Source organism: Flavobacterium cupriresistens (genome assembly GCF_020911925.1).
GTDB lineage: Bacteria > Bacteroidota > Bacteroidia > Flavobacteriales > Flavobacteriaceae > Flavobacterium > Flavobacterium cupriresistens.
This window is the reverse complement of sequence record NZ_CP087134.1, coordinates 1,926,724-1,948,337: the sequence shown is the minus strand read 5'-3', so window position 1 is coordinate 1,948,337 and position 21,614 is coordinate 1,926,724. Positions and strand designations below refer to the sequence as shown.

Sequence of the window (21,614 nt, the reverse complement as noted above, 5' to 3'; positions counted from 1 at the left end):
CTGAAAATCCGAAATTATGATTATTGTAAAATCACGTGAAGAAATCGAATTAATGCGCGAAAGTGCTTTAATCGTATCTAAAACATTAGGAATGATTGCTTCTGAAATTAAAGAAGGAGTTACCACTTTATATCTTGACAAGTTAGCCGAAGAGTTCATTCGTGATCACGGCGCGACACCAAGTTTCTTAGGTTTATATGATTTCCCGAACTCGCTTTGTATGAGTCCGAATGCACAGGTTGTACACGGAATCCCTAATAATACGCCACTAAAAAACGGTGATGTTATTTCTGTAGATTGCGGTGCTTTTAAAAATGGATATCACGGAGATCACGCTTACAGTTTTGAAATTGGAGAAGTGGCTCCCGAGGTTAAAAAACTTCTGAGAATCACTAAAGAATCTCTTTATGTAGGGATCAGAGAATTTAAAGCCGGAAATCGCGTGGAAGATGTTGGAAATGCGATTCAAAAATATACAGAAGCTCATGGTTACGGTGTAGTTCGTGAATTGGTAGGTCATGGTTTAGGGCAAAAAATGCACGAAGAACCGGAAATGCCAAACTACGGAAAACGTGGTCGTGGAAAACTTTTTGTAGAAGGAATGGTGGTTGCCATCGAACCGATGATCAATCTGGGAACACGAAACATCAAACAACTAAAAGACGGCTGGACAATCCTTACTGCCGACGGAAAAGCAAGTGCCCACTTCGAGCACGATGTAGCTTTAATCGACGGAAAACCGGAAATCTTATCGACATTCGCTTATATCTACAAAGCTTTGGGCATTGAAAGTAATGAGGAAGATGAGTTTAGACAGGTGCCTTTAGTGATATAACACGAATTTCACTGATTTACACAGATTACTGGTTGGTCTAAATTTCACTAATTGGTTTATTTCTGTTGATGATGTAAAATAAATGTGGTAACACGGATTTCACTGATTTACACAAATTAATACTTTGTCTAAATTTCACTGAATGAATACTAGTGGTTTGTTTCTATGATGCTGTACAAGAATTGTCGTAACACGAATTTCACTGATTTACACAGATTAATACTTTGTCTAAATTTCACTGAATGAATACTGGCGGTTTGTTTCTATGATGATGTAAAAGAATTGTCGTAACACGAATTTCACTGATTTACACAGATTAATACTTTGTCTAAATTTCACTGAATGAATGAATGAATGAATGAAATGGATTATGAGTGAATTATATTTAAGTGAAGAGTCTTATAAAATTATTGGAATTTGTATGGAAGTCCATAAAATTCTGGGAAAAGGACACAGTGAAAAAGTTTATGGAGATGCTTTGGAATATGAATTTCAGAAAAATGAAATTCCATATAATAGAGAACTGAGATACAGCATTGCTTATAAAGACATCGTATTGCCAAGTTATTATTTTGCAGATTTTGTTGTTTTCAACGAAATTATTTTAGAACTAAAAGCAATTACAGCATTATCAACAAGCGAAATTAAACAAACATTAAATTATCTGGCTGCATCAAAAAATAAATTAGGTTTACTGATTAATTTTGGAGAAGACAGCCTTAAATACAAAAGAATAATACTATAACCCATATCAAAGGTTCGTGAAATTTCACCACAACATTAATCCGTGTTAATCAGTGAAATTCGTGTTCAAATTTATTTAACCGTGAAGAAACTTTTTAAACTAGTCCTAAATACTATTCCAAGACCTTTATTAATTCGTTTGAGTTATGTAGCACGTCCGATTTTAGCGCTTTCCTTGAAGGGAAGTAAATACACTGATCCGATTGATGGGAGAAGTTTCAGGTCGTTTTTGCCTTACGGATATGGCAAACAACGTAACAATGTGCTTTCGCCGAGTACGCTTTCATTAGAGAGACACCGCTTACTTTGGTTGTATTTAAACGATCAGACTGATTTTTTTACAGCACCGAAGAAAGTATTGCATTTTGCTCCGGAACAGGCTTTTTATAAGAGATTCCGCAAGCAAAAAAACCTTGATTATACTACAACTGATTTACTTTCGCCTTTGGCAGATGTAAAGGCAGATATTTGCAATTTACCTTTTAAAGACAACGAATATGATGTGATTTTATGCAATCACGTTTTAGAACATATTCCGGATGATACGAAAGCGATGCAGGAATTATACCGCGTATTAAAACCAGGCGGAATGGCCATTCTTCAGATTCCTCAGGATTTATCGAGAGCAGTTACTTTTGCCGATGATTCTATTACCGATCAAAAAGAGCGTGCTAAAATATTCGGACAATACGATCACGTTCGTGTTTATGGTCGTGATTATTTTGATAAATTAAGAAGTATCGGTTTTATCGTAATCGAAGAAGACTATACAAATAAAATTGCTCCTGAATTGGTGGAAAAATACTGTTTGGCAAAAGGGGAAATTATTCCGCTTTGCTTCAAGCAGGACAACTAATTTTTTTAACCATATAAGTGATATAAGTTCATTTTAAAACTATATACTAATTTGAAAACAACCTTTTTATTTTCAAATTAGTATATAGTTTTCTACTTTTTAAATTCACGTAGCTTCCCAAATCAAACCAAACCAAATTCCCAATCTTGGAACTTTCAAAATCATTTCAGTTTTGTTTTGACATCAGTTTTGAAAAAAATCTGAATGCCTATATCCCAACCGCGTATATCGTTGAGAACACCAATGACATTAAATATTTAGACAAAAAAGCCACTACCGGTGTCCTTGAGGGTTTTGGAATTGCCTTTGAAAATCTAAATCCCAATACAAAAAGGATACTGACGATCTGTGATTCTTTAAAGCCTGAATTTATCTTCAAGAAATTTAGCGCCAAAATCAAATCGGCTAAAACAATTGCTGATTTGCAAAAAGATTCCAAAATTGACTTTGCAATTCGGCAACATTTAAAATTAAATTTAGGTTTTTTCTACAATTTGATTGTACAGGAACAGTTTCCGTTGTGTCATAACATAGGACCCGAAAAAGATTTTTTCCGTTCCAGAGTGGCTACCGATGTGCTTTCTTTTGAACCTCAAATTCAATTTGACAAACATGCGGACGGAATCACCTATACCCTGTCTTTAAAAGAAAATCAAACTACATTTCTGCCCATGAACAATGAAGTTAGTATTCTTTTAGATGAACCGGGCTGGTTAATTATTGATAAAAAATTAGGGCAATTAAAAGACCTCAACACTAAGAAGCTACAGCCTTTTTTAAAGAAAAAAGCAATTGAAATACCTTCCAAACTAGTGGATGATTATTTTAAAAGTTTTATTCCTGAAATCGCCAAAAAAATAGACATTGAAGCCACCGGTTTTGAAATCGAACATCGTGATACCATTGTTTCCTGTACGATTCAGCCTGTTTATGATTTCTTTAAAAATTGTTATTACCTCAACCTTTATTTTGATTACAACGGATATTCATTTGACGCGGGCAAAACTAAAAAAACACATTCTTTTGTTGATTTCAGCATTGCCAACGAACCCAAGATAATTCAGTTTAAAAGAAGTGCTGATGAGATTTCATACACAGACAAATTACTTGAAATTGGCTTACTAAAAATCAAAAACGAATTATTTGGATTGAATCCCAACGCAGAAGTTCCTGATCCCTACAGCAATATCCAATTTGTTATTGATCACAAAGACGAGTTGGAAAGTTTGGGTTTTACAATTCAAAATTTGAGACTGGAAAGCAAAGAAATCTTTACGCAACAGCATGATATTTTGTTTTCGAAAGAGACAAAAGAAGATTGGTTTGACATCAAAATAACAATTACAATTGGAGCTTTTTCAATCAATTTCAGCGAAATTATTCCCAATATAAAAAGCAAAGAAAGGCTCTTTTTATTGCCTGACGACAGCTATTTTCTGATTCCTTTAGAATGGCTCAGCAAATACAGTTCACTGGCAAAATTAGCCAAAACAGAAAATGGAAATCTTCTTTTACGCAAAAGTAATTTTGCTGCTTTAAACGCGATTCCCGAAATAAAAAATGACGAAACTCCGGCCTATAAAGCTGAATATGTTCCCTCTGACTTATTAAAAGCCACTTTAAGACCGTATCAAATTGAGGGTGTAAAATGGCTATTAGGTCATTTTAATTCGAATTTAGGGGCTTGTCTGGCCGATGACATGGGACTTGGTAAGACTTTACAAACACTTGCCGTTCTCGTTGCCGTACAGGAACAGTTAGGCTTTACAACCAAAACCACCAATTTTGATTTGTTTCAAAATGAAACGGTTATCGAGAGAGAACCTTTAAAAGCATTGATTGTTTTGCCTTCCTCTTTGGTTTTTAACTGGTACAATGAGGCCGGAAAGTTTACGCCACATTTTTCGAAAATGCAATATACCGGTAACGACAGAAAATTAGTTGCGAGCAGATTAGAAACCTCTGATTTGATTTTTACGAGTTACAGCATCATTCATCGTGATATTTCAATTTTAGAAAAATACAATTTCCGTTATTTGATTTTGGACGAAAGTCAATACATAAAAAATAAAAATTCTAAGATTTTCAAAGCCATTAATAAAATAAATACGGGGCATAAAATTGCTTTGAGTGGTACGCCAATCGAAAACTCGCTGGACGATTTATGGTCGCAAATGCAATTTATAAATCCGGATATTCTGGGCAGTTATACTTTTTTCGCAGAAAATTTTAAAATCCCGATTGAGAAAAAACAGGACGAAAATAGTTTGTCTGAATTAAAAAATCTAATTCAGCCGTATATTTTAAGAAGAACCAAAGAGCAGGTTTTAAAAGACTTACCCGAATTATCCGAGCAGATTTATTATTGCAATATGGATCCTGAACAGGAAAAACTGTATGAAAAAGAAAAATCAAAAGCGCGTAATTTTCTACTAAAAACAGACGGATCGGGTCCCGACAAAATTAGCATTATCAATACTTTGATGAAATTAAGACAGCTGAGCAATCATCCTAAAATGATCGATCAGGAATCGGAAATTGATTCAGGAAAATATATCGCGGTTACTAATTATCTAGAAAACTTAGTAAAAGGAAAACAAAAGACTATAATTTTCAGCTCGTTTGTTACCAATTTAAATTTTTACACGAGCTGGTGTAAGGAAAACAAAATAGCGTTCTGTGAAATTACAGGTGAAACTCCTGCTCAAAAAAGAGAACAGCAAGTAAATCTCTTTCAGGAAAAGGAAACCCCTTTGTTGTTTTTTATCTCACTAAAAGCAGGTGGCGTTGGTCTGAATATTACCAAAGCTTCGTATGTTTTGTTCTTAGATCCGTGGTGGAATCCTTTTGCTGAGAAACAAGGAGTGGGAAGAGCACACCGAATTGGACAATTGAACAAAGTAAATGTGATTCGCTTTATTTCAAAAAATACGGTAGAAGAAAAAATAATCAAACTGCAGGAGAACAAAAAACTGTTATCGGATTCGCTTTTAGAAGAAAGTTTTATCAGCGACGAACTCGAAGCAAATCTGGAATTTATTTTGAATTCTTAGCGAATTGTTTTTATAACCAATAAAATAGACTGTTTTTCGTTCTATAAAATTGTTATATTTACAATCTTACAACCTAATAAGATGCCAAAATTTTTATTTCAGTACCTTCTTTTGTTTTTTATTTTTACTTCGGCAACAGCGCAGGAAGTACAAACTGAAGTTGCACCACCTTACAATATAAAAACAGTTGCTTTTGTTCAAAATGGTGCCAATGTTGTTCCAATATTTGAGTTGGGTTCTACCTTTGAATTTCAATTTGATGATTTATTTGGTAATGAAGCCAACTACTATTTTGACATTACACACTGCGATTACAACTGGAAACCGACAGATATCCCTAAAACGGATTACATTACAGGCTTTGATAATCAAAGAATTATGAATTACGCTAATTCTTTCAATACCCTACAGGTTTATTCGCATTATAAACTTCCTTTCCCAAATCAATTTACCAATCAGCTGAGAATCTCAGGTAATTATATCCTGAAAATTCTCAACGAAGACAGAGAAGTTGTTTTTTCGAGAAAATTTATTTTGTACGAAGAACATTCTACCGTAGCAGCTCAGGTAAAGAGAAGCCGAAACCTCAGCAATATCGATTACAAACAGAATCTTGATTTTGCCATACTGTCAAACGATATTGTTTTTCAGACTCCTTTACAAAATGTAAAAGTACTTTTATTGCAAAATGGGGATTTTAGCACTGCTATTAAAAATATCGTCCCACAGTATACCCTCGGAAACCAACTGGTTTACAAATACGATAAAGAGACGCAATTCTGGGCTGGAAATGAATTTTTGTATTTTGAAAACAAAGACATCCGCGCTGCAAACAATAACGTAGGCAAAGTGGGTTCCAGCGGTGATATTTACAATTCTTATCTGTACACCAATCAGGCACGAGCCAATCAGATTTATACGTTGTATCAGGATGTAAACGGGAACTTTGTCGTGAAAAACATAAACGGCTCAAACAACGAAATTGAAGCTGATTATGCCTGGGTTTATTTTTCGCTCTCCGCTCCTACTTTCAGATCGAATCAGGAAGATATTTATGTAACCGGAATGTTCAACAATTACAGTCTGACTCCCGAATACAAAATGGAGTACAATACAGATAAAGGCGTATATGAAAAAGCGATCATGATCAAACAAGGTTTTACCAATTTTGAGTATAAAATTGCAGATAGAAAAGGAAATATTAATTATGAAAATGCAATTGACGGAAACTTCTACCAAACCGAAAACGATTACATAATTTTGGTCTATTACAAACAAAGTTCTGATCGTTATGAGAGAGTAATTGGAAAAGGAAATGCTAACTCCATCAATATCACCAATTAAAAACATTGTTAAAGGATTTCAAACAAACGATTTTTTTTGTAAGTTTGCACGTATAACGCACACATATATACTACGTTAGTTATGGTTTCTCAGATTACACGAGGCATAAAAATATCGGTTTTAACTAGTTTTGAAGGTACCTACTTCAAGAACTATAAGATTCACTTTGCCTTTAGTTATGTAATTACAATCGAGAATCACAGTAAAGATTCTGTTCAGTTAACGTCTCGCCACTGGGAAATTTTCGATTCTCTTAATGACATTGAATTTGTTGACGGAGAAGGTGTTATTGGAAAAAAACCTGTTTTAAAACCCGGAGAAAATCACACCTATAGTTCGGGTTGTTTATTATCCTCTCCTTATGGAGCCATGAAAGGTTATTTTAACATGATTAATTTCACAACCACCAAAACATTCAAAGTAATTGTTCCTACTTTCAGAATGTGTGCTCCTTTTGCTTTAAACTAATTCTGAGTTAAAACTATATTTCTTATAGTTATCTTATTCATAAAATTATCAAATTATTAATTTATCCTTTGTACTTTTGTGCAGCGTTAGATTATTCGTAACAAATCAAATCCTCTAACCATTAAATTGTCTAATTATCTAATTTTAAATAACATGCTAAAAGGATTCTTTCATGTACCAAAAGCGGTAAACGAGCCGGTAAAAGGATACGCACCAAACTCACCAGAAAAAGCAGCTGTTCAGGCAGCTTACACTACCATGTGGAACTCAAAAATTGATGTTCCGTTATACATTGGAAGTGAAGAAATAAAAACTGGAAACACTAAAACAATATCAGCTCCTCACGATCACAAACATATCGTAGGAACGTATCACTTAGCTGAAAAGCAACATATCGAAAAAGCAATTGCTAATGCACTTGAATCAAGAACAGCATGGGCTAACATGGCATGGGAACAACGTGCGGCTATTTTCTTAAAAGCAGCTGAACTTATTGCAGGACCATACAGAGCGCGCATTAATGCAGCTACTATGATTGGTCAGTCTAAAAATATACACCAGGCAGAAATTGATGCTTCTTGTGAATTGATCGACTTTTTACGTTACAACGTAGAATTTATGACACAAATTTACAACGATCAACCAAAATCAGATTCTACAACCTGGAACCGTTTAGAGTACAGACCTCTTGAAGGTTTTGTTTACGCAATTACTCCTTTTAACTTTACTGCTATCGCTGCAAACCTTCCTGCAAGTGCCGCAATGATGGGTAACGTTGTTATCTGGAAACCAAGTGACAGTCAAGTATTCTCTACAAAAATCATTATTGAAGTATTCAAAGAAGCAGGAGTTCCTGATGGCGTTATCAACGTAGTTTTTGGAGATGCTTTAATGATTACTGATACTGTTTTAGCAAGTCGTGATTTTGCAGGAGTTCACTTTACAGGTTCTACTCATGTATTCAAAGACATCTGGGCTAAAATTGGAGCAAACATTCACCACTACAAAACATATCCAAGAATTGTTGGTGAAACAGGTGGTAAAGATTTTATCATTGCACACCCAAGCGCTAATGCAAAACAAGTTAGCACAGGAATTTCTCGTGGTGCTTTCGAATTTCAAGGACAAAAATGTTCTGCAGCTTCAAGAGCTTATATCCCTCAAAGTTTATGGCCAACTGTAAAAGAGCAGTTAATCGCTGATGTAAAATCAATGAAAATGGGCTCTCCGGAAGATTTCGGAAACTTTATTACTGCAGTTATCCACGAAGGTTCTTTTGATAAATTGGCGAGTTATATCGACCAGGCTAAAAAAGATGCTGACGCTGAAATCATCGTTGGAGGAAATTACGATAAATCTGTAGGATACTTTATTGAGCCAACAGTTATTGTAACGACCAACCCAAAATACACTACAATGGAAACCGAATTATTCGGACCGGTAATGACAATTTACGTTTACGAAGATGCTAAATGGGAAGAGACTTTAGAATTGGTTGATACTACTTCTGAGTATGCTTTGACAGGAGCTGTATTTAGCCAGGATCGTTATGCTATTGAAGTAGCAACTACGAAATTGCAAAATGCTGCGGGTAACTTCTACATTAATGATAAACCAACAGGAGCCGTTGTAGGTATGCAACCGTTTGGTGGAGCAAGAGCATCAGGAACAAACGATAAAGCAGGTTCTGCATTAAACTTATTGCGTTGGGCTTCTCCTAGAACAATCAAAGAAACTTTTGTAACTCCGGAAGATTACAAATATCCATTTTTAGGATAATTTGCTCCTTTCGTCTTAGAGCGACACTATTTATAGAAATCCGAATCTTACCTTTAAGATTCGGATTTTTTTTTGCTTCCTATTTTTAAATTGTGGGTAAAAATCAATCCTCCACAATAACAAACTCAATTCTTTTTTCACTTAAAACCCCTTATCTTAAATAAGTTATTTCTGACATTAAAACAACGGCGATTGTTGACTATTAATTCAAACTTTACAAATATTAATTGATTCTCATATTTACGGTTTTTCTTTTATCCTTTGAAGTAAGATTTATAACCACAACTCGCTTGGGTGTAATTAAAAAGTACTATTATCTAACATATGAAAACATAGATTGGGAATATAATATTGTGAGGGGTTTCAATAATATTCTATTTTTTTCGCATCGTCTACTCTGCTTTATTTAAGCTAAAACATTTTTAGACGATGTAAAACCGCAATCTATTTATCAAAAACAATTACACCCAACGAGTTACTATAATCTTACAGTGTTTCTTTGAAAATGCGAAAAAATAAATTCTAAAAGACAGCACCTCATCTATTTTGGATTCCTTAATAGAAACAAGGCACATTACAATGATTTATGGCTCAAACAACATTTAACAATATGAAATTAACTTTACCAAAATAAACATGAAAAATTTAACCAAACCACCAAAAGCAATCAAAAAATCGCATAGCATTGGTCACGCAATTGATTACAAATGGAATGATAAAATCCTATCAACCCTTTTAGACCCAAATGGTGAAAACGATCAACTTGACAAAACATTAAACAAAATTAGTCATAAAGCCTCTTTAGGTCTTACCGCATCATTATTAGAATGGGTGTATTGGCGTTTTAAAGAATACGATAAAATGTCTGATGAAATACACCACCGTATCGAGGCACTATGGTCTTCTATTGAAAATCCTAAAAACACTAAACCGTTAGATTTCGACACTGATCTGAGTTTTCCCGTATCCGGCTTCATAGATGGTCCAATTTGGGTGGCACTAATGAATGTAAGAATGATAGATGTGTTAAGCCGAAAAGGATCTTCTTTAATTCAAAGTGAAGTAACAGGACTGGTTTTAACAGTACGCCATCTTACACCAGAGAAAAAAACATTTGATAAATGGTTTAAAAAAACAATCTCTAAACTAGCCAACCAATTTCCAAATCAGAATGAACAAATTGAATATTCAGAAGATGTTATTTATGATGCATCCTCTGAGCCGGTAATTTGCCGCGAATTTTTCTTTTCGCGATCCTTCAAATACAATCCCGATTCTGCCAAAAAAGCATTAAATAATTTCATTTCGAATATTGACGCTACAAAAAATTCATTTTGCAACGTAAAAAAATCAGTTAACGTATTAAAATGATTTAGCACAACTATACTCTTAGAGTTGCCGGAAAGATAATTTGATTTTCTGAACAGGATACTATTTCGATTATCAATAAAACAGCAATGCTTGTATGAAACAGCTGTCCATTTATCTTTTACTCCGTGGTCATTAAGAATCTAAATTATCATTGCTATTTAATCAAAAAAGGAATAATGAAAAAAAAACAACCCAAAATAATCTGTTTTATCGTCTTTTTATTGTTTTCATCAATATCTGCTCAAGTAACAGACAAACGTGTAAGTAAGAAAGTTTTATCTGAAAGCGGACAACCAAATTTAATTGTTTTTAGCAACAAATCAAGTTATAAAAGCTCCGATTCCGAAAAGGTTTTTGAGGATCAATTGAGTTTGAACAATAACCAATCTTTTCAAAAAATTAAAATCGATTCCGATAAAGAAGGTTTTATTCATGAAAAATTTCAATTATACAATCAGGGAATAAAAGTTGAGTTTGTAAACTACAACCTGCATTCAAAAAAAGGAAAACTGATTTCTATGAATGGTGACTATTATAATCTTGAAAATGTTATAATCAAGCCAACACTTTCAGCCAAAGAAGCTTTTAATAAAGCAATAAACCATATTGGAGCTAAGCAGTATTTATGGGAAACTCCAAATGATGCCAATGCAATAGGCTACAAAAAACCTGCAGGAGAATTGGTTTTATTACCTCTTAAAGGAGAGCAAAATAAATCAAAAGACAAAATTCGTTTGGCCTATAAATTTGATATTTACGCAACAAATCCTCTAAGTCGTGGTGATTTATATATTGATGCTTTAACAGGAGAAGCATTATTTTATAATGCAACTATAAAACATCTTGGTGAAAATAATCCGAAAAAACCAATACACATCAATCCGGAAAATCACAAAGAACCTTTTCGCTATAAAATGGACTATTTGTCTGCTAATGCGGCTACTCGTTATAGCGGCACACAAACAATTCAAACCGCATTACAGGAAGGCTTTTATATTTTAATGGACCAAACTCGAGGCGACGGTATTCAAACCTATGATTGTAAGGGAACAGCAACCTATCCGGAAACAAATTTCACAGATGCTGACAATAACTGGACACAAGCCGAATACAATAACGCTCAAAAAGATAACGGAGCCCTTGATGCGCATTGGGGAGCAGAGATGACCTACGATTACTTTTTGAAAATTCATGAAAGAAATAGTTTTGATAATTTGGGTGCAAAAATCAAAAATTATATCCATTACAGTTTAATTGAAGGCGGATATCCAACAAATGAAAATGCTTTTTGGAACGGAAGTGTTATGACTTATGGTGACGGTAAAGATGCAGGAGGATTTGATATACTAACCTCTTTGGATATTGTTGCTCATGAAATTGGGCATGCCGTGTGTCAAAATACCGCGGGTTTAGTTTATCAATATGAACCCGGAGCAATAAACGAAGGCTTCTCAGATATATGGGCTGCATGTGTTGAATATTATGCAGCGCCTTCAAAATCAATCTGGGAAATAGGTAATGAAGTAAAACCGGGAGGACAAAACGGCATTCGTTCTATGAGTAATCCTAAACTAGAAGAACAACCCGACACCTATGGAGGGACCTATTGGAAAGATACAGAAGGATATTATCCAAGTAGTTCTAATGATTATTGTGGAGTTCATACCAATTCAGGGGTACTTAATCATTGGTTTTATATTTTATCTGTTGGTAAAAAAGGGACTAATGATATCGGAGATCAATATAATGTTACCGGAATTACCATCGATAAAGCGGCAAAGATTGCCTATCGTTTAGAGAGCATATATCTTTCTCCTATCTCAACTTATGCTGACGCAAGAACTTATGCAATACAATCAGCCATAGATTTGTATGGTGATGCTTCACCGGAGGTTATTGCTACAACCAACGCATTTTATGCTGTGGGAGTTGGAGCAATGTACGGGGCGGCTCCACCACCACAAGTGCCCATAAATTTAATTCCATCCGGAACAACAGCTACAACGGTTTCATTATCCTGGACAGCACCAGCTTTTAGCGAAACGCCTATTGTCCGATACAATATCTATAAAGGAACAATTTTTATAGGTTCATGCACAACAACTACCTATACCGTAACTGGCTTAGATGACAATAGCAATTATAGTTTTCATGTCGTTGCAAAAGGAAATGACGGAAGTACCTCTGCAGCAAGTAATATTGTTGATGTAGCCACAAAAAGTGAGTATTGTAAGTCTGAAGGAATAACGGAAAATAGTAATGACGTAATTGGTAAAGTAGAATTTGGTACCATTAATAATGTTTCAACAGAAACAGTAGGTTATGAAAATTTTCTTCATATTTCCAGCGATGTGAATGCGGGGAAAAAATACACTATTACAATCACACCATCTGATGTTTCCAGATTGCCGGCAGAATTTGGATATGGATATGCCGTTTTTATTGATTATAATCAAGATGGTTCTCTTGATGGATATGAAGAAACTGTCTGGACAAAAGAGCCGACCAGAGACGCAGTAGTAACAGGGCAAATTACCATTCCATCGAAAGTTGCAAAAAATGGTATTACAAGAATGAGAATCGTTATGGAATATGCCGAAGTTCCCGGTGCATGTCGCTTTTTTGATGGAGGGCAAGTTGAAGATTATACATTAAACATAATAAACCCAAATCTAATCTATTGCGATTCTGCGGGAAATAACATTGATGAGTCAATCGGTCAGGTTAAATTTGGAACTATTAATAATACATTAGAAAAAAAAGGAGATGCAAATGGGTATGAAGATTTTACGGATCTATCTACCGACGTGGCAATCGGATCCAATTATCCCATTTCAATTACACCTATATGGAAAGATGCGAATATCAGTAATGAAGGGTATTCGGTTTTTATTGACTATAATCATAATGGTTTTTTTAGTGATGTTGGCGAAACAGTTTGGACAAACGACCCCTCCATTACAACTCCCGTACTTGGTAACATTACCATACCCGCTACAGCAATGCTTGGTCCTACAAGAATGAGAGTTTCGATGAGATACAAAGCTATTCCCGGACCATGTGATTATTTTTATTTTGGGCAAGTTCAAGATTATTCCGTAAATGTTACAGCCACACTGTCAACCCCTAATTTAAATAAAACAGACGAAATTTCTGATTTTGAATTGTATCCAAATCCTGTTGATAATGAATTAAATATTTCGTTACCAGAAAAGGATCCATTTATTTTTAAAATTATAAATGCTTTAGGTCAGCAAGTTGCTACAGGAAACTTATCCAAAGGTTGCTCTATTAATGTTAGCCAATTAAGCTCCGGAATATACACGCTGAAACTAAGCAATGGAAAACAACGAATTGCTAAAAAATTTATTAAAAAATAATCTTTAAAAGAAAGACAATGCTATTTTTAAATGTCCTAAAAGAATAATATTTTGATAATCCCAATGCACAATAAAGAAACAATACCAATTAACTCATAGTTGATTTATTTTTTATTCATTGGCTCAATTAAAAAAATCTGAAATCAAAAGCATAGCTCATAACTATTTCTACCTACTTAAACCCGACAGCTTCTTAGAACCTGTCGGGTTTGTCTATTTTTAACCTTCACTCTCTTATTTATTTCCAAATTGGAATTTTCACAAAACTATCCGTATACCATTTTACTTTCAATGGCACTTTTGCGTCTTTTATCGTTTCTTCCGTTACTGTCTTCCCCGTTCCGTAATTCAATTCTGAAAAAGGGTTTTTATTTACATTTAGCACCACAACCAAACGACTGCCTTTGCTCAATTGTTTACTGACCAAATGTGTATTCGAAAAAGGAATTGACGCTATTCGGTTTGGTTTTAATAAATTTCTTTTTGTAGCATCTTTAGCATAACTGGCACGGCCTAAAAAATAAGACAAATGAAAGTATTCGCCATTTGGCATTATTTCATAAAGTGTCACACCAATATCCATGTCTTTTTTATTGATACTCGCTTTTATTTCGCCCGAGAACGAACCATTTATCAACATAGGCTCTTTGAGTACATCACTTATAAAAACAAATCCGTTGCTGGTATTTATTTCTTTTCTAATAATGGGATCGGGATAATACTCATTATTCTGTGTTTGTCGGTCTGCAAAATCAACCTCCTGATACAGATATTTTTTCTGAACTGGTTTTTTATCATTTAAGGCATAAAAATCTCCGAATTTGTTATCCGTCAAATACAACCGAAGGAAACCATTGCTCATTTTGTCAAGCGAAGAGGCACTGCGCCACTCATTTGTGCCCATCACTTCATAGTTGATTTTATCTTTCAGTATTTCGGGTTTTGGGCCGTTTTTCAGAATATAGTCCAACCATTGGTAGGTTATTTTTTTTATATCGATTAACGCTATTGGATCAACCTTATAGTTATACAAATCGGTTTCACCACCAATCTGAGTACCAAAGTGACCATATGGGCCGATAATCACATAAACCGAAGTGTTTTTACTGTATTTCTGAAGTTCTCTTACATAGGACAAACTGGAGTTTTGGGAGTCGTTGTAATAGCCGTCAAAAACTAAAATCGGTATCTTTATTTGAGCGAATTCTTTTCCGTAAGGCGTCATTTTTTGCCAATATTTATCAAACGAAGGATGTTTCAGCCATCTCTGAAAAAGTCGGTTGGGAACACCATCAATACTATCCATTTTTTTATAGGCAACGCCGGTTTCCCACCATTTAAACATCATTTTCCTAAAACGTTGTCTGTCATTTCCTGCAACAGTATCGAGGTATTTTGTACTACCGGCATAAAACGACCATTCGTAATTAGGGTTTACAAAAATGTTGTTTTCCATCGGTAGTCCCATCCCGGCCCTATTGGCGACATAAGGAACTATGGTTTTAAGCGCCGGATGCATTTTCTTGCAAGCCGCCCATTGAGTCAACCCGTTATAGCTTCCGCCATACATTCCTACGCTTCCATTACACCATTTTTGTTTACTAATCCAATCAATCACATCGTAGGCATCATTTCCGTCATTCTCATAAGGAAATACCTCATTGGGGCTAAACCGCTTCCCTCTTGTATAAGCAATGACTCCGACATATCCATTATCTGCTGCTTCTTTTAAAGATTTTATATCCCTTCCTTTATCCCTGACATAAATCGTAAATTGAAGTACTACCGGCTTTGGTGTACTGATTCCTTTTTTTCGAACTACCATTGCCGATATCCATGCACCGTCTCGTGTTTTGACCATCACACTATCTTGAATATCATAGACGCTTTTTAAATCTTCTGATCTTGTTGCACTTGTCTGTTGTGCGAATGCATTTGATAGTATGAAAATAAAAAATGTAAAATTTAAAATTGATTTCATTGCTTGTTTTTTAGTGTGCGTTTTTGAAATTTGATATAGGGCAAAAGAAGCCCATAACGATATCTAAGGATTCGTTTTTCATAACTGTTCTGCGTCTAATACTGGTGTTTTTTAACGGTTCGTTACTTTTGCTGTACATGACAAAAAAACAAAGCCGTTTCTTTTACCAAATCCCGTTGTTGTTTTTAAATTTGACCGATTGACGGTTTGATACTTCTAACAATTCTCCGGTTTTTAGCTTTACTTCTAACCTGCCACTGCTGGTTTGGTTTACTTCGAGGATGTGTTTAATATTTATAATTTTGGTTCTGTTTATTCTAAAAAAGACCGTTTCATCCAATAGTGCTTCCCATTGGCGGAGCGATCGTCTTTGCAGTGCTTTTTTACCTTGAAAATAAAGTCTGGTATAATTTTCCAGTGATTCAATTAAATAAATTTCATCCAATTGAATAAAGAATCGTTTCTCTCCGTCCTTAATGAAAATTTTCTGGTCGCTCGTTACAGCATTAGACAGGTCACTTTTCTGTTTTATGGTATTCCTTATTTTTTCTATTGCTTTTGCAAAACGTTCCTCGCGTATGGGCTTCAACAGATAATCTAAGGCATTTACTTCAAAAGCTTGCACGGCATACTCATTATAGGCGGTAGTAAACAATACGGCCGGCGCATTATCTAAAGATTCTAATAAATCGAAACCGGATTTCTCGGGCATCTGAATGTCTAAAAAAATTAAATCCGGCATTTCTGTTTCGATTAAATCCTTAGCATCATCGGCATTTTCAGCCTCGCCTATAAGAATAAAGTCTTCGTAAATCTTCAATGCTCTTTTCAGCTCTTCTCTGGATGAACGTTCATCATCGACTATGATAACTTTTATCTTTTTCATTTCGACGGTATTAAAAGAGTTGCCAAAACAGTTTCGTTTCCGATCTCTTTAATTTCAAAAGAGGCATTTCCATTATAGTACAAGAGTAGTCTCTCTTTCAGATTATGCAACCCTATCCCCGGATTTTTTCTCTCATTGTGTAATTTTCCCGAATTCTGAACACTAATTTTTATGAAATTATTTTCTTCTTCCACCTTAACAATAAGGAGCCCGCCGTTTTTTCTTTTTTCAATTCCGTGTTTTATTGCATTCTCAACCAGCGACTGGATACTTAAAGGCAAAATCAAATAATCTAATACTGCTTCATTTACATCAATTGTTATTTCCAAACGTTCCTCAAATCGAATCTTTTCCAGCTCCAGATAATCTTTAACAAGGTTCATTTCCTCATTTAAAGCCACTAATTCTCCATTATTAGTCTTTAAGGAATTCCTTAGCAGCTCAGACAAAAGATCAATCGCTCTCCTGGCCGAATGCGGGTTTTCTAGTACGAGGAATTTTATCGTATTCAAGGAATTAAAAAAGAAATGCGGGTTAAGCTGCGCACTAAGATTGTTTAACTGTGCTTCTTTTATTATGATCGACAATCGGGCATTTTCCTTTACCCTTTCTATTTCAAGCCTCGAATAATGATACAAATGATAGGCCAATACCCAGATAGACATTAACCTTGTTCCGGTTATAAAAACCTGCAGCTGTGTCGTTTTAAAAAATGTTATAAAGGAAACCTCCGTATTTTTTAAAAGAAACAAACGCACTAAATAAAGTTTGCCAACAATCAAAAACAAATATAAGAAGGAAAGAATCAAAACACTAAGTACCATTTTGGGAACTAATCTTTTCAGCGTTAATTTATTCCATCCTTTTTTTAAAGCAAAATTTCTGTAAAGATGTGTTATTGCAATGCCAATCGATACATCCAGTATCAAATCTGCAAGGCCTATTTTCCAGATAAAATTACCGGTAAAGAAAGCTGAAAATCCCCAATACAAAGAAGCAGTACTCCAGGCAATGAGCTGAATTTTCCAATAGATCGATATTCTTGTAACTGTTTTCAATATAAAAGTGGTTGTTGCTGTAGTAAAGATATCTCTCTATTACAGATGGCGCAAATAAAAGTACACGAACGAAAAATAATAGTCGACAAACGACATTCTTTTGTTAATTATACGATTCAAACACAAAAAACAGACGACAATTTCTACACTACCACTAAAACGAATACTACATTGACCCTAATAATTTTTATAAATCCTAAAAGAGCACACTGTTCATTTAAAGTCCCAATTCATTTAAAATAATGAATTACAAGATCTTACACCATTAGCAAAATTCATCCGTTATCTTTTGCGAAACAAAAACGAAACATCTTTACTACCCTGTTGATAGTTAACAACATACAAACCACAAAAACCTTATTCTATTACTTTTAAAACTTATCAAAGCCCTTTCAAATTCAGGATATAATAATTTTGTCATTAGGTAAGAACGCATTTATAAAACTATTTAATGTTAATCCAAAACTTAGAAAAAGATGTTAATTATAATCTATTGAAAATGAAAAACATAAAAAATATTCCACCAATAATTATTGAATCAAAATGTATTACCAGTACCCTGGATTACAAATGGAATGATCGGGTAATAGAGAAACTATTCGATCCCCTTCAAACAAATGAAGAATTGGAAATCACACTCAACAGACTGAATCAAAAAGCTTCATTAGCCCTTGCTGCTGCCTTGCTTGAATGGGTCTATTGGCGTTTTAAAAAACATACGATACTGTTTGATGATCTAATGCAACGTATTGAATCTCTTTGGTGCTCTATAGAAAATCACGAAAACACTAAACCGCTAATTTTTGATCCCAATCTAAAATATCTGGCATACAGTTATGTAAAAGGTCCAATATGGGTTGCGCTTGTACATGTAAAAATGATCGATATGAAGTACCGAAAAGGATCTGATTTATTACAAAGTGAATTAGTCGGTTTAGTATTGTTGGTGCGCCACATTACACCTAAACAGAAAGTATTTGACAGCTGGTTTATGAATTCGCTATTTGAACTTACCTCTTTATTTCCAATTGGAAATCACCAAACAGAACGCTCAGAAATGACTCCTTATGATTTTACAACAGAGCCTGTAATTTGCCGTGAATTTTTCTTCAATCCTAATTTTAAATATAGCGATGCCGCTTCAAGACTTGCCTTACGTGAATTTATTTCAAATATTGATTTAATCAAAAACAAGTTCTGTCTTGCTAAAAAGGAACTTGCGACCGCCTGATTAATGGGAATATAGAAAAATCTAACTTTCGAGATTGTAAGTAATCTTTATATAGAGACCACAAGTATTTTAGAGGAAATACTTGTGGTCTTATTTTGAATTTTATTTTAAACCCTCCAAATCAAAACTTGAAATGGTGTGAAAAGGATCTGTTCCGATATTTTTTACTCCTTCAAAAGTATCATAATTCACAACCAGCAATTTGCCTTTGTAAATAATAGTTTCACAAGGATTATCCAATTGCCCGTCTGAACCATCTGCATTTTCATTCTCCCAAATCAAAGAAATAGTATTGGTATTTAAGTTTAATTGATGCACACTATTGTTATCATAATTGGCAATGAAAATAGAGTTTCTGTTCTCATCATAAAAAAAGCCATCACAGCATTTTAACTGATCCGAATCAAAAACAACTTTTTTAGATTTTACTTTCCCATCATTAAAAAACTCAATTTTAGTAATCACACCGTCACCAAAACTACCTCCATACAAATTCCCATTTTTATCAAATGCAATTCCGTCAATTCCGAGTGAGTGTTTTGCAGTCCCGGGTTTTAAAGTAAAAGTACTGATGAGATACTTTTCCTTATTTGAAGCATCCAGTATAATTTTATCTTTGTTTAATTCGTCAAGCGAAAAACTATAAATACCGCTTTCTTCCCCTTTATTAAATGAAGCATCGGTAATGTAAATGCGGTTTTTAGACCACCGAAGTCCATCAGAAAAATTGAATCCTTCCACCAAAACTTCCGCATTGACCGGTTTTCCATTTTTCACTATGACTCTAATTAATCTTGAAGCATCCGCTTGTCTTGCAAAACATTGGTTGTCTACTACATATAGATTCCCGTCCGGACCAAACTCCATTCCCATAGGATGCACCCTTTTTGTCACCGGATGCACTGGTAATTGATCAAACCAGGTCATCGGTTTGTCATTTTTATCAAAAATCAGAATTTTACTTCCGAATTTTTCAAATGAAGTTGGGTTGGTAACAGACAAGTATAAATTCCCATTTTTATCCAAAGCCATTCCGTCCGGAGTGGTGCAGGTTTCTCCTAAGTCTGCAAATAAGATTGGTTTTATTACTTTTGAAGTTTCGCTATACAGTATTCTCTGTTTGGTCCTCTCTGTAGACAAATCGGATCCTTTAAATCTTGCATCTTCACGATACAAAATCTCTTTTCTGTCCTTTTGGGCAAATAAATTTGGAGTTCCCGCTAAAATCAAAACACCAATTGTCGTTGTAATTATTTTTTTCATTCTATTTAAAATTTAATTATTTTCGGCTTTCTAAATTCCGTTTTTATTTTAGTTTACTTCCCAGAAATAAAACTAACAGCAGAATAAACTTGATCATCATTTCTTATTTTAAGCGAATATAATTGCAAAACAATTCCGCTGTTTTTGGTGCTGATGAAAAGACACTTTCTGCATTCAAATAATAAATTTTCAAGGAATGCATCATTCGTACGCTGAAAGTTAATTTTCAGCACCTAAAGGCTATTATTTATCTTAAGAAATCAAGCCCTCCCCTATATTTTAGTATCTTGCCGCAATTAAAACCACCTATGCTTTTTTTGAAGAACCTCGATATAAAAAGAATTCTCCTTCATTGTGTTTATTGGATTTCTTTTTTGCTTTTATACATTAATTCAAAGTCCAACGACACTACTTATTACGATTTTACTTTCGTTTACAGTTGGAAAATTTTAGCACAAGTAATTGTTGCCTATGGCTTAATTTATTGGATTATTCCTCAAACACTTAACAAAAAGAAGTACTTCGTTTTTCTGTTTTGCGCAGTAGGCTGGCTCTATCTTGTTTTTGCCCTTTTGATGATTTTAAAATATTATTATTTAGAGCCTAAATTCCCGGGTTTCTTTGATGATTGGCTCGGACATAAAATGTCAGTTCCGGAAAGATTAACTTCTTTTACACTAATTTTCAGAGAATTCTCTTTTATTACCTATCCGATTATAATTCTGGGATTTATAAGTTTTAATCGAAAACAACAACGCCTGTTAAAACTGGAAGAAGAGAAAAAATCAATGGAACTGAAGGTTTTAAAAAACCAATTGAATCCTCATTTTCTTTTTAATACGTTAAATAATTTATACACTTTAACTTTAAAAAAAGACGATAAAGCACCTGAAGTAATTGCAAAATTATCTGAAATTCTGGATTTTGTTTTATACCGTTGCACTGATGATTATGTTTCGATAGAAAAAGAAATTACTCTAATTGAAAATTACATTGCGCTGGAAAAACTTCGTTACGATGAAAACCGATTAGACATTTCATTTACAAAAGACATCCTTGAAAACAACAAAATTTCTCCCTTAATACTATTGACTTTTATCGAGAATGCCTTTAAACACGGAGTTGTAAATGAAACTCAAAAAGCAAAAATTCAACTTAATTTAGTCTGCAAAAAGAACCAAATTATTTTTTGTATTGAAAACACGAAACCTCAAAATGAGTTCGCATCCGTTTCAAACAAATCTCAAATTGGTTTAGTGAATGTCCGAAAGCAATTGGACTTGTTATACCCTAAAAAACACCAACTGGAAATCGAAGAAACGAAAACTAATTTTAAAGTAAAACTTTGTCTTTATCTTTAGATTT

The 21,614-nt window shown here is 34.2% G+C and carries 15 protein-coding genes; 11 read left to right on the top strand and 4 right to left on the bottom strand.

Annotated elements, in window-relative coordinates; translation table 11 throughout:
- Positions 1-16 precede the first annotated feature (16 nt).
- From map to LNP23_RS08630, 9 genes are all read left to right on the top strand, one after another.
- Positions 17-835 (top strand): type I methionyl aminopeptidase, encoded by an 819-nt coding sequence (gene map, locus LNP23_RS08670; protein WP_047778344.1) that lies wholly within the window; start codon positions 17-19, stop codon positions 833-835.
- A 370-nt stretch (positions 836-1,205) separates the two neighbouring features.
- Positions 1,206-1,580 carry a GxxExxY protein gene (locus LNP23_RS08665; RefSeq protein WP_230004588.1) on the top strand — a complete coding sequence of 125 codons (375 nt, stop codon included), beginning with the start codon at positions 1,206-1,208 and terminating at the stop codon, positions 1,578-1,580.
- 81 nt (positions 1,581-1,661) lie between these two features.
- Entirely contained in the window at positions 1,662-2,435 is a 774-nt protein-coding gene (locus LNP23_RS08660) for a class I SAM-dependent methyltransferase (RefSeq protein WP_047778417.1), read from the top strand.
- A 146-nt stretch (positions 2,436-2,581) separates the two neighbouring features.
- On the top strand, positions 2,582-5,488 hold the full coding sequence (locus tag LNP23_RS08655) for a DEAD/DEAH box helicase (protein WP_230004587.1): 2,907 nt from the start codon (positions 2,582-2,584) through the stop codon (positions 5,486-5,488).
- Between the two features lie 81 nt (positions 5,489-5,569).
- A complete protein-coding gene (locus tag LNP23_RS08650; protein ID WP_230004586.1) occupies positions 5,570-6,832 on the top strand; it encodes a type IX secretion system plug protein in 1,263 nt (420 codons plus the stop codon).
- An 81-nt stretch (positions 6,833-6,913) separates the two neighbouring features.
- On the top strand, positions 6,914-7,300 hold the full coding sequence (apaG, locus tag LNP23_RS08645) for a Co2+/Mg2+ efflux protein ApaG (protein ID WP_047778341.1): 387 nt from the start codon (positions 6,914-6,916) through the stop codon (positions 7,298-7,300).
- A gap of 153 nt (positions 7,301-7,453) precedes the next feature.
- Positions 7,454-9,079, top strand: coding sequence for an L-glutamate gamma-semialdehyde dehydrogenase (pruA, locus tag LNP23_RS08640; RefSeq protein WP_047778340.1), 1,626 nt, complete (start codon positions 7,454-7,456; stop codon positions 9,077-9,079).
- Positions 9,080-9,715: 636 nt separating this feature from the next.
- Positions 9,716-10,450, top strand: coding sequence for a hypothetical protein (locus LNP23_RS08635; RefSeq protein WP_230004585.1), 735 nt, complete (start codon positions 9,716-9,718; stop codon positions 10,448-10,450).
- A gap of 176 nt (positions 10,451-10,626) precedes the next feature.
- Positions 10,627-13,830, top strand: a complete 3,204-nt coding sequence (locus LNP23_RS08630; protein WP_230004584.1) for a M4 family metallopeptidase — start codon at positions 10,627-10,629, stop codon at positions 13,828-13,830.
- A gap of 238 nt (positions 13,831-14,068) precedes the next feature.
- Here LNP23_RS08630 and LNP23_RS08625 read toward each other — a convergent pair whose 3' ends face one another.
- From LNP23_RS08625 to LNP23_RS08615, 3 genes are all read right to left on the bottom strand, one after another.
- Positions 14,069-15,811 carry a CocE/NonD family hydrolase gene (locus tag LNP23_RS08625; protein ID WP_230004583.1) on the bottom strand — a complete coding sequence of 581 codons (1,743 nt, stop codon included), beginning with the start codon at positions 15,809-15,811 and terminating at the stop codon, positions 14,069-14,071.
- Positions 15,812-15,974: 163 nt separating this feature from the next.
- Positions 15,975-16,697 (bottom strand): LytR/AlgR family response regulator transcription factor, encoded by a 723-nt coding sequence (locus tag LNP23_RS08620; protein WP_230004582.1) that lies wholly within the window; start codon positions 16,695-16,697, stop codon positions 15,975-15,977.
- Positions 16,694-17,755 (bottom strand): sensor histidine kinase, encoded by a 1,062-nt coding sequence (locus LNP23_RS08615; RefSeq protein WP_230004581.1) that lies wholly within the window; start codon positions 17,753-17,755, stop codon positions 16,694-16,696. The genes LNP23_RS08620 and LNP23_RS08615 overlap by 4 nt, the downstream gene beginning before the upstream one ends.
- Before the next feature lie 499 nt (positions 17,756-18,254).
- On the opposite strand from LNP23_RS08615, the gene LNP23_RS08610 reads away from it, so the two are divergent.
- The gene (locus LNP23_RS08610) at positions 18,255-18,986 is read left to right on the top strand and encodes a hypothetical protein (RefSeq protein WP_230004580.1); all 732 of its coding nucleotides are present in this window, start codon (positions 18,255-18,257) and stop codon (positions 18,984-18,986) included.
- A gap of 102 nt (positions 18,987-19,088) precedes the next feature.
- Here LNP23_RS08610 and LNP23_RS08605 read toward each other — a convergent pair whose 3' ends face one another.
- Complete coding sequence (locus LNP23_RS08605) at positions 19,089-20,249, bottom strand: SMP-30/gluconolactonase/LRE family protein (protein WP_230004579.1); 1,161 nt, start codon at positions 20,247-20,249, stop codon at positions 19,089-19,091.
- A 317-nt stretch (positions 20,250-20,566) separates the two neighbouring features.
- Here LNP23_RS08605 and LNP23_RS08600 point away from each other — a divergent pair, with 317 nt between their 5' ends.
- The gene (locus tag LNP23_RS08600) at positions 20,567-21,610 is read left to right on the top strand and encodes a sensor histidine kinase (RefSeq protein ID WP_230004578.1); all 1,044 of its coding nucleotides are present in this window, start codon (positions 20,567-20,569) and stop codon (positions 21,608-21,610) included.
- Positions 21,611-21,614: the final 4 nt, after the last annotated feature.